Raw genomic sequence first — 15,044 nt, forward strand, 5'->3', positions numbered from 1 at the left:
CTCCAGCTCCCGCCGGAGGCGCGCGAACACCACCCGCCGCCCCGGGGCCGTGTCCTCCACCAGGCGCCGGGCCACCCCGCGGCGCGCGCCCGTCCGCAGCCGTCCGCGGCGGAGCCGCTCCAGGACGAACCGCCGCACCGCCGCATCGAATTCGTCCGCGGGGAGCACGGCGTCCGCCAGCCCCAACCGCTCCGCCTCGGCGGGCGTGACGGACTTCCCGGTGAGGATCAGCTCCAGCGCCTCGCGCACGCCGATCAGCCGCGGCAGTCGCACCGTCCCCCCCAGCGCGGGGACGATCCCGAGCTGTACCTCGGGGAAGGCGATCCGGGTGGCGGGAGCCGACGAGGCGAGACGGTACGAGCAGGCGAGCGCCAGCTCCGCCCCGGCGCCCAGGCAGGCGCCCTCCACGGCGGCGAAGGTGGGCACCGGGAGCTGCTCCAGCCGGCGGAGGACCGCCTGGCCGCGGCGCGCCTGCGCCGCTCCCTCCGCGGCGTCGCGCACCGCGCGCAGCTCGTCCAGGTCCATCCCGGCCACGAACACGGCGGGCTTGGCGCTGCGGACCACCAGCGCGCGCAGGCGGCCCCCGTCGGCGAGCCGCTCCGCCTCGCCGAGGAGGAGGTCGAGCGCTTCCAGCACCCCGCCGGAAAGGAAGTTGGCGCGGCTCCCGGGGCGGTCGAACACCAGCCGCGCGATCCCGTCCTCCTCCAGCTCCAGCCGGAGCGGCCCGGCTCCGGCCTGCGGGGGTTCCATGGGGGCTCAGCCGCGCGCGAGGCCGCGGTAGAAGGTGGCGGCCACCTGCGGGGCGGTGGGGACGAGCGGGCGGGAGTGGTCGCCGAGGAGCCATTCCAGCTCGATCTCCTCGATGGCGCCGATCAGCATCCGCCGGGCGAGGGGGACGTCCGCGTCGTCGCGGATGGCGCCCTGCGCGCGTCCGCTCTCCAGCAGGTCGTCGATGGCCCCCGCGTAGGAGCGGAGCACGTCGCGCACGGCGCCGCCGTAGAACTTGCTGGACTGCCGCGACTCCAGGAGGAGCACCGTGGCGAGCGCCGGCTGCGCCTCGATGCTCTCGAACTGCATGCGGATGAAGGCCGTCAGCCGCTCCGGGAAGGGGGCGTCGGAGCGGAGCACGCCGCGGACCGACTCGCAGAACTCGTTGACGCGCTCTCGGAAGGCCGTCAGCAGGAGGTCGTCCTTGCCGCCGAAGTAGAGGTAGATGGTCCCCTCCGCGACGCCCGCGCCCGCGGCGATGTCGCTGATGCGCGCCGCGAAGAAGCCGTGGTCCGCGAACTCCCGCACCGCGGATTCCAGGATGTCGCGGCGCCGGGCCTCGCGCTGTCCGGTGAGTGAGGGCTCATTCATGGCGCAATCATAGCCCGGCCGCACCGGAAGCGGCAAGGCCGGGCCGCCGTGGCGGCCCGGCCTCGCGGGAGCGTGCTGCGGGCACCGCGCCCCGGGTCAGAACCCGGGCTGCAGGGCGAACTGCCAGTGCCAGCCGCGGTCGCGCTCGAACCCGTTCACGTAGTCGATCTCCAGGATCAGGTAGCCGAACAGGTTGATGCGGCCGCCCACCCCTGCGCTGGTGACGATCCCGCGCTCGGTCACGTCGCTCAGGATCCTCCGCTCGAACACCACCTCCGAGTTCTGGTCCCACACCGTCCCGGCGTCGAAGAAGGCGAACCCTTCCACCGGCGGGAGCCCGAACGAGCTCCCCAGCACCAGCTGCCGGATCAGGGGGAAGCGCAGCTCGGCGTTGGCGACGGCCACCCGGCTCCCGAAGAGCCGGTTCGCCACCCGGCAGTCGTCGCTGCGGTTGTTGATCTGGCCGTTGAAGCACCGGTTGAAAGCGTCGCCGTAGCCACGCATCAGGAACGGCTGCCCCAGGTAGATGGGGTTGAACAGCTCGTTCTGCTCCGCGTCCCGCCCGTACCGCCCGAAGTGGAACCCCCGGAAGGCCAGGGTGAACGGGCGGAAGAAGAGGTAGCGGCGGTAATCGGCCAGCGCCTGGGCGAACTGGAGGGTGCCGACCGTGGGCGTCACCTCGAAGCGGTAGCGCTGCCCCGCGAAGGGCGAGGTGTACCCCAGGAGCGAGTTGTCGTACACCAGCGCGGCCGAGCCCTCCACCATGTTGTAGGCGGTCTCGAAACGGTCGTCTTCGAACTGGCGGAACTCGGGGTTGCCGACGAGGACGACCTGGCCGTTGACGATCTCGGCCGGGGCGCTGACCTCCTGGACCTGCGCGTCCCTCGACATGCGGCGCACCCCGGCGGAGAACTCCACCCGCTGCACCTGCGAGAACGGGTACTGGGCGAGCCCCTGCAGGCTGGTGTCGAAGAACCGGAGCCGGATCAGCTGCTCCTTGATGCGGCTGTCCGTGGGATCGAAGCGGGCCGGCTGGTACGCCAGCGCGATGTACGGGATCCGCTGCGCCGCCGTCCCGAAGTTCCAGCGGCGCTTCCGGTTCAGGTACACCGTGCTGAAGCCGATCTCGTCGATCTGCCCCTGGGCCTGCACCGCGCCGAAGACCTGGTGGTGGCCCAGCACGTCGCTGAAGATGGCGGCGATCCCGCCGTACACCCCGCCCCCGGTGAACGCGCTCCCGGTGGAGACGCCCACCTGCGGCTGCCCCAGGTAGTCGAGCGAGAGGCGCGGCCGGTAGTCGCGGACCGCCCAGGTGGTGTCGGGCGTCGGAAGGCCGGTGGTCTGGTCTCCGAGCATGGCCATGACCCGGTTGAACGCCGGCTCCGTGGGCCGCGGCACGGGCGGGAGGAACGCGGCCAGCGGCACCCCGCCCGCGGAGGGTACGGTGTCCGCCACCGCGACGCCCGCCAGCTCGGCCGGCTCGCTGAGCGAGTAGATGTTGTAGCCCCCCCGCTCGAAGGCGGTGAAGAGCAGCCGGTTCGACGTCCGCGCCGTGGAGAGGGCCGGGCTGAGGTCCGTGATCCCGCTGACCCCGGTGAAGAGGTCGGTGACCCGGCTGAGCGCCCCCGTTGCCAGCTCGACGCGGTAGATGTTGGAGATCCCCAGCCGGTTGGAGATGAAGTAGAGCGACCCGCCGTCGCTGGACCACGACGGGTTGATGTTCTTGGCCCAGGTCTCCCTCCCGCTCGCGGGGCCCGTCTCCATGGCGGGAACCGGACGGATCTCCCCGCTGGCCACGTCCATCAGCGCGATCCGGTACGATCCGAACTCCAGCGTGCTGAAGTCCGTGTCGCCGCCCCGGTCGGTGACGAAGGCGATGGTGCGCCCGTCGGGCGAGTACGACGGCTGGAGGTCCGCGTAGCGGTCGTTGGTGAGCTGGCGGGCCCTGCCGGTCCTCACGTCCAGCACCCACAGGTCGGTGAGACCACCCCGCGTGCCCGAGAACGCGATGGTCTGCCCGTCGGGCGACCAGCTGGGGTTGGTGATCTCGCTCACCCCCGGGACGGCGTACTCCCGCAGCCTGCGGCCGCCCGGGACGTCGATGACCACCAGCACGTCCCTCCCCTTGCGGAGCGCGGAGAAGGCGAACCGGTCGCCCGTGGGAGACCAGGTCCCGGCGGAGTTGATGTAGCGGAGGCTCCCGAAGTGCGGGTCGAAGGCGGTGCCCCGCTGCAGCCGGCGAACGATCTCGCCCGTCTCGGCGTTGGCCAGGTACAGCTCCACGTCCAGGAACTCCAGCTCCGAGAGGAACGCCACCCAGCGCCCGTCCGGCGACACCGAGGGCGCCAGGTTGATGCGGCCGCCCTCGCCGCGCCGGGTGATGAGCGGACGCGCGATCTCCCGCGCCTCCCGCCGCTCGGCGAGCAGGGGCAGGTAGGCGCGGCGGATGGCGGTGTGCCAGTCCTCGGAGATCTCGTCCAGCGAGGTGTTCAGGATCCGCTCGAAGGCCTCCTCGTACGGGACGCCCTGGCCCACCTGCTTCAGGATCTGCCCGACCACCGCGTCGCCCCACCGCCCGCCGACGTACGCCCAGAACGCCTGTCCCCAGCGGTAGGGGAAGTAGCGCGGGCTGAACGTCATCTGCTCGACGGTGGGGATGTCGCCGGACAGCGCCGCGTCGCGCACCCACATGGCCGTGTTCGGGTCCACCGGGCCCACGGACAGGTACTCGGCCATCCCTTCCGTGAACCAGAGCGGCACGCTGAGCCGCCGCGCGGCGGCCTCCAGCTGCCCCGCCCCCGCGCGCCCGAACCCGGCGATGTCGTACTGGAAGGCGTGCACCATCTCGTGCCCGAGCACGTGGTCCGTCTCCTCGTAGGAGCCGGCCAGCGGCATCACCACGCGCCGCTTGAAGGCTTCCGTGAACCCGCCGGTGCCCTCGCCGATCTCGCTCCCGGTCGTGGTCGTCTGCTGGAAGTGCGGGTGGCTGGCGTACAGCACCAGCGGCTGCCGATCCTCGAACCGGTGGTCGATGATGCGGGCGAGCCGCTCGTACCATCGCTCCGCCATGCGTGCGGCGTCGCGGACGGCCACCTCCTCCTCGGGGTAGTAGTAGACGTCGAAGTTCTCCGTCCTCAGCACCCTGAAGTCGAAGTCCTCGTACTGGACCCTGTTCCGCCCGAAGTACTGGGCGTCGAGGGGGGCCGCGTCGGCCGCCGCCACCGCCAGCGCGAGCAGGAGGCTGGAGAGCAGGCGTGACGCCGGGGATCGTGGAGCGGTCATTGGGTTCCTCTGCCGTCCAAAGGGGTGCCTGGGAGCTTCGCCGTCGACAGTGCCGCCATGCGCGCGGAGCCACCCGGCGAGGGGGGGCTCGGGTGCCCGGTGCGCGCAGGGCGGACCGGCTCCACCCCCGCCGGCGAGCCCTGGCGAGGCTCCGCACGCGTTCCAGGGGGGCGTGACGTGCCGTGGCTCCGTGCGGGCCACGTGTTGTAGTCGTGCTGCCGTCAGAAAACGCAAGGATCGCGCCCATCCCGGCAGCCCGCAGCCGCGGCACGCGCGGGAGGTGCGCGGAGGTGGTCCGCGGCTTGCTCCGGTTCGGCGGGCCCGAGAACGTGCCGGCGCCGAAGGGCGCCGGACGCAACCCCGTGCCGTGGAGATGCCGGTGGAACGGACAGACCCTGCCCGCGGGACCCCGGCGGACCGCGAGGCGGCCGCCGGGCACGCCCTGAACGCGTACCGCGAGCGCCGGCGTCGGCGCCGCGCCGAGGACACCTACTTCGGCAGCTCCGACTGCGTCCTCTCCAGGGCCGAGGCCGGGGCGGAGGAGCAGGACCTCGCCCACCGCAGGATCGAGATCCTGCAGGACGCGGAGCGGAGCGGGATGCCGGCCGAGCTGGCGGAGCTGCTCTACGACGTCGCCCGCGAGGAAGGGCTGGACCCGGCCCTGGCGTACGAGCTGGTGCGCTGCGGGCTGGGCGTGGCCCCGCCCGACGACGGGATGAGCAACGCCCCCTCGCAGCCGACGACGGACAAGTACCTCCCCGAGTGGCTGGAGCCTGCCGTGCCGCCCGACGTCCTGCTGCGGGAGCGCATGCTGCGTCTCTCCTTCCGCCGTCTCCTGGCGCTGCTGGAGCGGCACGAGGACGTGGACGAGGCGTTCCGCGCCTTCGCCCGGGAGCCCGACGTGGGCTACCTGGGATACTAGCGCAGCACCGCACCGCGCCGCGCGCGCCGCTGGCGCGCGGCGGCGCGAGCCCCCACCTTCAGGTGTACCGCGCGATCCACGCGCAGGATCCACGAGGACTGATAAACGTGCCAGAAGACGCCGCCAACACCGCCGGAGCGACCCAGGAGGTCGCCACCTTCGAAGAACTCGGGCTGAGCGCGGAGGTGCTCGCCGCGCTGGACGCCCTGGGCTACGAGGAGCCCACTCCCATCCAGATCGAGGCCATCCCCGTGCTCATGGAGGGGCGGGACGTCATCGGCCGCGCGGCGACCGGCACGGGGAAGACCGCCGCGTTCGCGCTCCCGCTCGTGGAGAAGGTGGAGCGCGGCGTCCGGGGGGTGCAGGGCCTGGTGCTGGCCCCCACCCGCGAGCTGGCCGTGCAGGTGGCGGAGGCGGTGCACCGCTACGGCGCGCGGCGGGGGGTCAGCGTCCTGGCGGTGTACGGCGGCCAGGCCATCGACCGGCAGTTCCGGGAGCTGAAGCGGGGGGTGAGCGTGGTGGTGGGGACGCCCGGACGGATCCTGGACCACATCCGGAGGGGTACGCTGCAGCTGGGATCGGTGCGCTACCTGGTGCTCGACGAGGCGGACGAGATGCTGGACATGGGGTTCATCGAGGACATCGACGCGATCCTCGAGGAGACCCCGGCCGAGCGGCAGACGGCGCTCTTCTCCGCCACCTTCCCCCCGCGGATCGCGGAGCTGGCGCAGCGCCACATGCGCGACCCGGCGCGGATCACCGTCCGCGCGCCGGAGCTGGAGACGCCGCTGGTGCGGCAGGTGGCGTACACCGTGGCGCGTCCGTACAAGCTGGAGGCGCTCGGCCGGATCCTCGACGTGGAGGCCCCCACCTCGGCGATCATCTTCTGCCGCACGCGCAACGAGGTGGACGAGCTGACGGAGGCGCTCACGGTGCGCGGCTACCACCCGGAGGCGCTGCACGGCGGGCTGAACCAGGCGCAGCGCGACCGGGTGATGAAGCGCTTCCGCGACGGCTCCGCCGACCTGCTGATCGCCACCGACGTGGCGGCGCGCGGGCTGGACGTGGAGCACGTGAGCCACGTGGTGAACTACGACATCCCGCAGACGCCGGAGGTGTACGTCCACCGCATCGGGCGGACGGGGCGCGCCGGGCGGGAGGGGACGGCGGTCACGCTGGTGCAGCCCCGGGAGCACGGTCTGCTGCGCGCCATCGAGCGGCTGGTGCGCCAGCCCATCGAGCAGGCGCGGATCCCCACCATCGCCGACCTGCGCACCCGGCGGCTGGAGCTGATCCGCTCGGCGATCCTGGAGACGCTGGAGGAGGACGAGTTCGACCGCTACCTGGACGTGGTGCGCTCGTTGGCGGACCAGCACGACCTGCTGGAGGTGGCCGCCGCGGCCGCTAAGATGGCCGCGGACGCCACGCGCGGCGAGGAGCCGGAGGAGGGGGACGACATCCCCCAGTTCGAGCCGCGCCGCGGCCCGCGGGAGGACCGCGATAGCCGCGGGCCGCGCGGCCGGCGGGACCACGCGGAGGCTCCGCCGCGGCGGGGGCGCCGGGGTGGGGCGGAGATGACGCGCCTGTTCTTCGGGGTGGGGCGTCGGCGGGGGATCCGCCCGGGCGACATCGTGGGGGCCATCACCGGGGAGGCGCGGATCCCGGGCGACGCCATCGGCGCCATCGAGATCGCGGACCAGTTCTCCCTGGTGGAGGTGGCGGAGGAGCACGCGGAGCAGGTGATCCGCGCCATGGGCCGCGCGAGCATCAAGGGGAGGCCCGCCGCGGTGCGCCGCGCGCGCGACGACTGAGCCGCGCGGGACCGGGAGGGGATCAGGCCACGAAGAGCGGCCGCTCCGCGGCGGGGAGCACGCCCGCCGCGCGTCCGCGCTCGAACAGCGTGCGGACCGCGCGCTCCCCCTCTTTGCCGAGGTCGCGGGAGAAGCGGTTCACGTACAGCTCCACGTGGCTGCGCATCACGCTCTCCTCCATCTCCTGGGCGTGGGCGCGCATGTAGGGGAGCGCGTCGCCGGGGTGGGCGAAGGCGTGCTCCACCGAGCGGCGGATCCCCTCCTCCACCCGCCGCGCCGTGTCCGTCCCGAGGCTGCGCCGGGCGAGGATCCCCCCCAGCGGGATCGGGAGCCCCGTCTCCCCCTCCCACCACTCCCCCAGGTCCTGCAGGCAGACCAGCCCGTGCTCCGGGTAGGTGAAGCGCGATTCGTGGATGATGAGCCCGGCGTCCACCTCCCCGCGCGCCACCGCGGGCATCACGTCGCTGTACACCAGCTCGACGCCCTCCGCGAGCGCCGGGTCGAAGAGGCGGAGCAGTAGGTTCGCCGTGGTGAAGCGGCCCGGGATGGCGATCCGCTTCCCCCGGAGCGCCTCCACCGGCATGGGCTCGCGGGCGACGACGAGCGGCCCGCACCTCCGCCCCAGGGCGCCCCCGCTCCGGAGCAGGACGTAGTCGTCCAGCAGGTACGGGATGGCGCCGTAGGAGATCTTGGTGAGGTCGAGCGCCGACTCCCGCGCGAGGCGGTTCAGCGTCTCCACGTCCTCCAGCCGCTCGCGGAAGCGGACCCCCTCCACCTCCACGCGCCCGTGCACCAGGGCGTCGAAGATGAAGGTGTCGTTGGGGCAGGGGGAGTAGCCGAGGGTGAGCTGCATGGGGAGTGCGAAGTGCGAAGTGCGGGAGTACGAAAGTGCGAGAGTGGCGGCTCAGTCGGGCCAGGCGGCGGCGAGGGCGCGCACGGCGCGCTGGGCGGCCGCCGCGGCGTCGGCGATGCGCCAGGTAGAGAGGTCGCGGTCCTCCACGGTGTTGCTGATCCCCCGGACCTCCAGGAAGGGGACGTCGTAGAGCGCGCAGACGTGGCCCAGGGCGGCGCCCTCCATCCCCTCCGTGAGGGCGCCGAAGCGGCGCGCCAGCTCGGCTCCCCGTGCGGTGGTCCCGGAGCAGGTGGAGACGGTGAGCGCCGGGCCGACCCGCACGCGGACGCCGGCGGCCTCCAGCACGGCGCGGGCGTGCTCCACCCGCTCGCCCTCGAGCGGGAAACGGTTGAAGCGGCGTGCTCCGCCGCGCTCCAGGAGCGGGATGCCGATCCCCTCGGTGGAGAGCCAGCCGCCCGGGGTCTCCACCCCCTCGTCGGCGTAGACGACCTCGGAGGCGAGGGCGACGTCCCCCACGGCGAGGCCGGATCCCGGGTACGCCCCGGCGATCCCGAAGCCCACCACGCCGCGCACGCCGCGGGTCTCCAGGAGCGCGGTGGCGCCATGGGCGGCGTTGGCCTTCCCCATCCCGACCGGGAAGAGGAGGACGGGGACGCCGCCCAGGGTGCCGGCGGTCGCGGGCTTGCGCCCGACCTCCACCTCGCCCGCGTCCGCCAGCGCGGCGCGGAGCTCCGCCCCCTCCAGGGGGACGGCGCAGAGGAGGGCGAGGGGAGGGCGTTCAGGGTCGGTCACCTTCGGCGCCGGGGCTCGGGTACGGGAGGTGCGCACGGGAGGGGAATCTACACGCCGACGGCGGGCCGCGGGAACCCGCGCCCCCCTCCGGCGTCAAAGCATCCGTCCGCCGCGACGCCCGACCGAACCCGAACCCCCGTTCCGATGCACGCGAGGCAGCTCCTTCCCCTCCTCCTCCTGACCGTCGCGGCGTGTGGCGGCCCCCGGCGCGCACCCCAGCCCGCGCCCGCCGCACCGCCCCCGCCGCCGTTCCCGCACGCGGTGGTGTGGACGCGCGAGGCGGGCACCGCGCTCCGTCCGGACTCCGCGGGCGCGCCGACGGTGGCGCTCCCGAACTCCTTCACTCGCCTGGAGGTGCTGCGCTCCGACTCGGCATCGCTGTACGTGCGCTGCATCGTGTGCACGCCTCACGCGGAAGGGTGGGTGCCGAAGGAGCGGGTGGTGTTCGAGGCGCGCCCCCCGGCCCTGGCCGCTACCGGCGACCTGGCGGAGTTCCTCCTCTCGGTACGCGACGCGGCGTCGCGCCGCGACCTGGCGGCGCTCCGGCCCGTAATGGCACGCCAGTTCACCCACTCGCTCGGCGGCGGGGACGGCGTGGTGGAGGCGGTGGGCCGCTGGGAACAGGAAGCATTCCGCCGGTTCGACCGCCTCCCCTTCCTCCTCGACCGCGGGGTCGCCACGCGCGACGGCCTGGTCTGGGCGGCCCCGCCCGCCTGGGTCACCGACCCGGGCTACCGCGACCTCCGCGCCGGCTTCCGGCGCGAGGGGAACCGGTGGGAGTGGATCTTCCTCGTGCCCGGGCCGGGGGAGTCGTAGGCGGGGAGTGCGGCCCCCCACCCCCGCCCCCTCCCCCGCAAGCAGGGGAGGGGAGAGCGGCGACTGCAGTTCGGCACGGTCGCGAAGGGGGTGACAGGGAGGAGGCGGGGTGGTCGGAGGAAGAAGTGGATGTCTGAGCGAAGCGAGTTCAGTTCTTCCGGAGACCATCCCGCCTCTGACCGCCCGCGCGACGCACCCACGGCCCGCGAGGTAAAAACACGACGGCCCCACGAAGATTTCTCGTGGGGCCGTCGTGCGTCCCGGAGCGCCGGGCGAAGGCGTCAGTGGACGCCCTTGCCGGTGATCACCGCCTCCGCGTAGCCGTTGTCGGGGTCGCCCCCGCGCTTGAGCACCCGGTCCACCGTCCCCGGGCCGCGGTTGTAGGCCAGGAGCGCCAGCCGCTCGTCGCCCTCGTACTTGTTGATGAGGTCGCGGAGGTACCGGAAGCCGATCTTGAGGTTGGTCTCCGGGTTGCGCAGGTCGCTCGTCCGGGTCCCCGGCTCCAGCCACTCGGCCGTCTTGGGCATGAGCTGCGTGAGCCCCATGGCGCCCACGCGGCTGGTCGCGTGGTTCTTGAACTCGCTCTCCGTCCGAACGAGGCCGAACGCCACCTCCGGGTCGATGTCGTTCTCCAGCGCGATGTCGTAGATGTCCTCTGCCAGGTCGCGATCGAGCCCCAGGTCGCGGTAGCGCTCCAGCTTCTCCGCGATGGTGACCTCGCGCGGGTCCATCGCACGCGCTTCGGCCTCCTCGGCCGCGGCTCGCCAGGCGTTGGCGACGGCCATCTCGTTGATCCCCGCCACCGGGGTGTGGGTCAGGATCTGCTCGTGAGACGGGTCGTTGCGCACCACCTGCTGGTACCGCGCCATCGTGATGGGCGCCGCGGCCCCCGCGACGGCCAGACCCACCAGGCCGTGCCGGACCGGGTTGCGCCGGATCCGGTCCAGCGTGGAGCGCCTGCGGCGCACGCCGCCCTCGGTGCGGCGCTCGCCGGTGGGGTCACCGCCGTCGAAGGCGCGCCGGTAGCGCGGGTTCAGCCGGGGCGCCGCGCCCGGGACACCGCCGTCGTACTCGCGCGGCCAGCGGCGCCGGGCGTGTCCCAGCGGGTGGCGCGGCTCCTGCCTCCCACGCTCCCACGGCGGCGGCGGACGTCGTCTCCTCGGCTGCATCGGCATCTCCTGTCACGCGTTCCGAAATGGTTTCCGCTATTCAATCTAACTCATTCTGCGGAATAGTGTTAGGCAGCACGATGCGTGCCACCGGACCGTATGTTTCCGCCCCGGGGGAGGCGGCTTCCCGGGCGGTTGCGTGGCGGGAGCCGCCGCGGCATCTTCCGTCGTCCACTCCGTGCATGGAACCGAGCCCCTTCGCCGTGCCTTGAGCCGCAGCCGCCCCCCCTCCGTCCAGCGCTGCCGACCGCCCGGAGCGGCGCGGTGAGCCTGCGTCTGCGCTCGCTGCTCGCCTTCCTTCTGCTGCTGCTGGCGGGGAAGGTGGCGAAGGAGCTGTACGACTGGCGCGTGCACGCGGACGACCGGGTGCAGCTGGTCGCGCTCCGGTCGCGGCTGGTGGACGCGGGGGCCGAGGTGATGCGGACGCGCGCGGAGCTGGACACCCTCAAGCAGGTGCTCGACGCGGAGGACCAGAAGCTGGAGCGGGAGCGGGGGGCGCTGCGGAGGTTCGACAGGGAGGCCAGGGGGGACGCGCTCCCGGCCACCGTGTACGGCCTCTACCGCGTGGAGCTGGAGGCGTACAACCAGCACGTGGAGCGGCGCAACGAGCGCTTCCGCGAGTGGGAGCGGGTGCTGGCCCGCAACCACGCCGCGGTGGACCGCTACAATGCGCTCGCCGACTCGCTGCGCACCGTGGCCGCGGTGCTGGGCGACCCGTACTACCAGGTCCCCTCGCCGCTGGAGGCGGCGGAGGAGCGGGGCGTGGTACGCGCGGCACCCTGAGCGGGGACTCAGCCTGCACCCTTTCTCGCCGCCGATGAGCAAGAAATCCAGCCGGAAGCGGCGCGGGGACGACGGCGGGGCCGTCTGGCGGCGGGTCGGAACGCCCGAGAAAGGGTTCACCTTTCTCCGCGCGGACGGGAAGCCGCTGAAGAGCAAGGCAGCCCTGGCGCGGATCCGCGCGCTCGCCATCCCTCCCGCCTGGGTCGACGTGGAGATCGCCGCGGACGCGGACGCCAAGGTGCAGGCCACCGGGATCGACGCCGCGGGGCGGAAGCAGTACCGCTATCATCCCGACTACCAGGCCAAGAACCGGCGCCGCAAGTACCGCCGCCTCCTGGCGCTGGCGCACGACCTCCCCCGCATCCGCGAGGTCACCAACCGGCACCTGCAGCGGAAGGGGCTGGGGCGCGAGCGCGTGCTGGCGACCGTCGTCCGGCTGATGTCGCGCGCCTACTTCCGGGTGGGGAGCGAGCGCTACGCCGTGAACAACAAGACGTTCGGGATCGCCACCCTCCGGAAGAAGCACCTGACCATCGAGGGGAACGACCTGGTCTTCCGCTTCGTGGGGAAGAGCTCGGTGGACCAGCGCACCGTGGTGGCGGAGACGCCGCTGGTGGAGATCGTGCGGGAGATGATGGAGCTGCCGGGGCGGCGGCTCTTCCGCTACGTGGACGAGGAGGGGAAGGTGCGCAACGTCACCGCGCGCGACGTGAACGCCTACCTCAAGGAGATCGCCGGCCAGCGCTACACCTCCAAGGACCTCCGCACCTGGGGGGGGACCGTGCGCGCCGCCACCATCCTGGCCGACCTGGGCCCCGCGAAGAGCGAGCGGGAGGCCCGGAAGGCAGTGGTCCTCGCCTGCAAGCTGGTCTCCACGGAGCTGGGGAACACTCCCGCCGTCTGCCGCTCCGCCTACATCCACCCCGCCGTGCTGGACCGCTACCTCGCGGGGAAGACCATCGAGCCGCTGATGCGCAAGGAGGCGCGCCACGTGGAGGCGGAGTCGCCGGAGTACTACCCGGAAGAGGCGGCGCTGATGCGGTTCCTGGAGAAGTGGGGGTGAACGGCGGGGGCGGGAGGCGGACAGGCCCGCCCGGGAGCTAGTCCGCCGTCTCGGCCCCCGCTTCGCGGAGCATCGCGGAGGGCTCCGCCTCACGCCGCTCGCGGCGCTCGGGGAGGCGGATCTCGTGCAGGTAGTACATCTCCCCGACCCCCTCCTTGCGCACCAGCGCCATGGAAACGTTGAAGACCGGGACGCCGCCGGGGGTCTTCCCCTCGAAGGTGCCGACGTGCGCGTGGCCGTGGAAGGCGACGGTGGCCTTGTAGCGGTCGAGCGGCTCCGCCAGCCGGTCCGAGCCCAGGAACGGAAAGATGATCTCCGGCTCGCCCATCACCGTGTCCAGCACGGGGGCGTAGTGCAGCACGACCACGCGGACCGGGGTGGCGAGCTTGCGGAGCGCCAGCTCCAGCTTCTTCACCTCTTCCTGCGTGGTCTCCACGAAGGCCTTGGTGGCCGCCTCGCCGAAGGCGGTGAGCGTCCCCCGCCCGAAGCCGCCCATGAACCCCTTCACACCCGCGAAGCCCACGGCGTCGTTCAGCTCGAAGGTGTCGCCGTCCAGCACGTGCACCCCCCGCTCGCGGAGGATCGCGTGCGCGTCGGCGAGCTGGTCGGACTCGTGGTCGTGGTTGCCGAGCACCGCCACGATGGGGATCTTCACGTCCGCGAGCTCCCCCACGGCCACGCGCATCTCCGCCGCCGTCCCCCAGCGGGTCAGGTCGCCGGCCAGGACCAGCACGTCGGCCTCGTCGTTGGCGCGCGCGAAGAGCGCCCGGTAGGCGCCCACGTCCTGCTCGCCGCAGTGGAAGTCGCCCACCGCCGCGATCCGCACCTTCCGCGCGTCGTCGGTCCTGCGCCGCCCCCGCCGCTCCTCCGCCCCGGGTGCCCGCGGCGGTCCGTCGTTCCGTCCGTCTCCTTGCATCAGGCCATCTCCTCCCGGATCTCGTCGGTCGGTACCTCGTCCGGCACGCCGGAGCCCGACGTCCCCTCCGGCGCGCACTCGTCCCACACGTCCGCCTCCACGATGCGGCGCACCTCCGGGCTGGCCTTCATGGCCCGGATGGAGTCCTCGCGCATGTCCTGGAAGCCCCACTCGTTCACGTCGATGGCGAAGCTGAAGCGGGAGATCAGCGTCCCGCGGGTGGCCATCTCGTCCGGCTCCTCCCGCCCCGTTTCGGAGCGCGCGCGGTCCAGCAGGTTCGTGAGCACCCAGTCCGGGACGCGGCTCCGGTAGCCCGGGTACACGTAGTAGAACATCTGGATCTGCGCGAGGAGCAGCGGCCAGTGAGGCCCGGTCTTCTCCACCAGGCGCTCCCAGTCGAGGTGCCCGCCCACGCACAGGATCAGGTGGGCGATGTCGGCCATGTCCTGGCGGTGGCGCTCGTTGATGAAGAGCCGGTGCCAGATCAACTCCTCCGCGGGCGCCACCCGCACCGGGGTGGCCGCCAGGATCGCCGGGGAGCTGTAGCGGTACCAGTCCGGGTCGATCAGCGCCAGCCCGTTCCCCATCCCGTAGATGATGTCGACGAAGTACTCCCCGTCCTTCGCCTTCGCCAGCCAGTGCGACTGCGAGAGGCAGGTACGGAAGCCGCCCTCCCGCAGCGCCCGCATGGCGGGGACCACGGCGGCGGGCTCAACGAACAGGTCCAGGTCCGTCGTCTTCCGGTAGATGCCGGTGTGCTCGTAGATGGCGTAGGCACCGGCGACCACGTACGGGACGCCCGCCTCGTTCAGCGTGCGCAGGGCCCGCTTGTAGATCTCGCGCTCTGCCTCGGGGATCCAGAAGTCGCCGTGGGTGAGGGACTTCGTCTCTTCCTTCGTGAGCTTCTGGAGAAACGGGAGGCTCTTCTCGCCGCCGGCTGTATCGGGCATGTTTCCTCGGATTCGCAAGTGTTGGCCCCGGGAGGAGCAACAATCGGGCCCGGTGGAGGGCGCCTCCGGGAGCGGTTTGCACGGCGCGCGGGCGCCGCGTATCTTCCGTGCATGTTCGACGACCTGAAGAACCTCTTCTCGCGCACCTGGAGCAGCTTCCAGACGGAGCTGGGCCGCAGCGAGCCGGAAGACCAGGTGGCGGAGCTGCTCTCCGCCATGCGCCGTGAGATGGTGGAGGCGCGCGCCACCGTCCCCCTCCTGGACGAGGCGGCCGCCGCCGCGCGCGCGGGGCTGGAGCGCGAGCGCCGCGCCCTGGCCGACTGCGAGC

The 15,044-nt window shown here is 72.8% G+C and carries 14 protein-coding genes; 6 read left to right on the top strand and 8 right to left on the bottom strand.

The annotated features are described in order from the left end of the window. From VGR37_22440 to VGR37_22450, 3 genes are all read right to left on the bottom strand, one after another. Nucleotides 1-750, bottom strand: a 750-nt coding sequence (locus VGR37_22440) for an enoyl-CoA hydratase-related protein (GenBank protein HEV2150174.1), incomplete at its 3' end; no start/stop codon positions are given. Between the two features lie 6 nt (nt 751-756). Beyond that, on the bottom strand, nt 757-1,359 hold the full coding sequence (locus VGR37_22445; GenBank protein HEV2150175.1) for a TetR/AcrR family transcriptional regulator: 603 nt from the start codon (nt 1,357-1,359) through the stop codon (nt 757-759). A gap of 96 nt (nt 1,360-1,455) precedes the next feature. Next, nucleotides 1,456-4,641, bottom strand: coding sequence for a BamA/TamA family outer membrane protein (locus VGR37_22450; GenBank protein HEV2150176.1), 3,186 nt, complete (start codon nt 4,639-4,641; stop codon nt 1,456-1,458). Nucleotides 4,642-5,020: 379 nt separating this feature from the next. On the opposite strand from VGR37_22450, the gene VGR37_22455 reads away from it, so the two are divergent. Both VGR37_22455 and VGR37_22460 read left to right on the top strand, forming a co-directional pair. Then, nucleotides 5,021-5,563: a hypothetical protein gene (locus VGR37_22455; protein ID HEV2150177.1), complete on the top strand. Its 543-nt coding sequence runs from the start codon at nt 5,021-5,023 to the stop codon at nt 5,561-5,563. Between the two features lie 107 nt (nt 5,564-5,670). Continuing rightward, entirely contained in the window at nt 5,671-7,374 is a 1,704-nt protein-coding gene (locus tag VGR37_22460; GenBank protein ID HEV2150178.1) for a DEAD/DEAH box helicase, read from the top strand. A gap of 22 nt (nt 7,375-7,396) precedes the next feature. Here the strand turns inward: VGR37_22460 and VGR37_22465 are convergent, their stop codons facing one another. After that, a complete protein-coding gene (locus tag VGR37_22465) occupies nt 7,397-8,227 on the bottom strand; it encodes a 1,4-dihydroxy-6-naphthoate synthase (GenBank protein HEV2150179.1) in 831 nt (276 codons plus the stop codon). A 51-nt stretch (nt 8,228-8,278) separates the two neighbouring features. Continuing rightward, the gene (gene mqnB / locus VGR37_22470; protein HEV2150180.1) at nt 8,279-9,019 is read right to left on the bottom strand and encodes a futalosine hydrolase; all 741 of its coding nucleotides are present in this window, start codon (nt 9,017-9,019) and stop codon (nt 8,279-8,281) included. A gap of 144 nt (nt 9,020-9,163) precedes the next feature. Between mqnB and VGR37_22475 the strand changes: the two genes are divergently transcribed. Continuing rightward, nucleotides 9,164-9,835, top strand: a complete 672-nt coding sequence (locus VGR37_22475) for a hypothetical protein (protein HEV2150181.1) — start codon at nt 9,164-9,166, stop codon at nt 9,833-9,835. A gap of 281 nt (nt 9,836-10,116) precedes the next feature. Here the strand turns inward: VGR37_22475 and VGR37_22480 are convergent, their stop codons facing one another. After that, on the bottom strand, nt 10,117-11,004 hold the full coding sequence (locus VGR37_22480; protein HEV2150182.1) for a lytic transglycosylase domain-containing protein: 888 nt from the start codon (nt 11,002-11,004) through the stop codon (nt 10,117-10,119). A 264-nt stretch (nt 11,005-11,268) separates the two neighbouring features. Between VGR37_22480 and VGR37_22485 the strand changes: the two genes are divergently transcribed. Together VGR37_22485 and VGR37_22490 are read left to right on the top strand one after the other, a co-directional pair. Next, nucleotides 11,269-11,787, top strand: coding sequence for a hypothetical protein (locus tag VGR37_22485; protein HEV2150183.1), 519 nt, complete (start codon nt 11,269-11,271; stop codon nt 11,785-11,787). Between the two features lie 34 nt (nt 11,788-11,821). Beyond that, complete coding sequence (locus VGR37_22490; protein ID HEV2150184.1) at nt 11,822-12,850, top strand: hypothetical protein; 1,029 nt, start codon at nt 11,822-11,824, stop codon at nt 12,848-12,850. A 37-nt stretch (nt 12,851-12,887) separates the two neighbouring features. Here the strand turns inward: VGR37_22490 and VGR37_22495 are convergent, their stop codons facing one another. Together VGR37_22495 and VGR37_22500 are read right to left on the bottom strand one after the other, a co-directional pair. Beyond that, on the bottom strand, nt 12,888-13,766 hold the full coding sequence (locus VGR37_22495) for a metallophosphoesterase (protein HEV2150185.1): 879 nt from the start codon (nt 13,764-13,766) through the stop codon (nt 12,888-12,890). Continuing rightward, nucleotides 13,766-14,716, bottom strand: a complete 951-nt coding sequence (locus VGR37_22500) for a hypothetical protein (protein HEV2150186.1) — start codon at nt 14,714-14,716, stop codon at nt 13,766-13,768. The genes VGR37_22495 and VGR37_22500 overlap by 1 nt, the downstream gene beginning before the upstream one ends. Nucleotides 14,717-14,827: 111 nt before the next feature. Between VGR37_22500 and VGR37_22505 the strand changes: the two genes are divergently transcribed. Continuing rightward, the coding region (locus tag VGR37_22505) for a hypothetical protein (protein HEV2150187.1) at nt 14,828-15,044 on the top strand (217 nt) is incomplete at its 3' end.

The organism is Longimicrobiaceae bacterium (assembly GCA_035936415.1).
Lineage (GTDB): Bacteria > Gemmatimonadota > Gemmatimonadetes > Longimicrobiales > Longimicrobiaceae > JAFAYN01.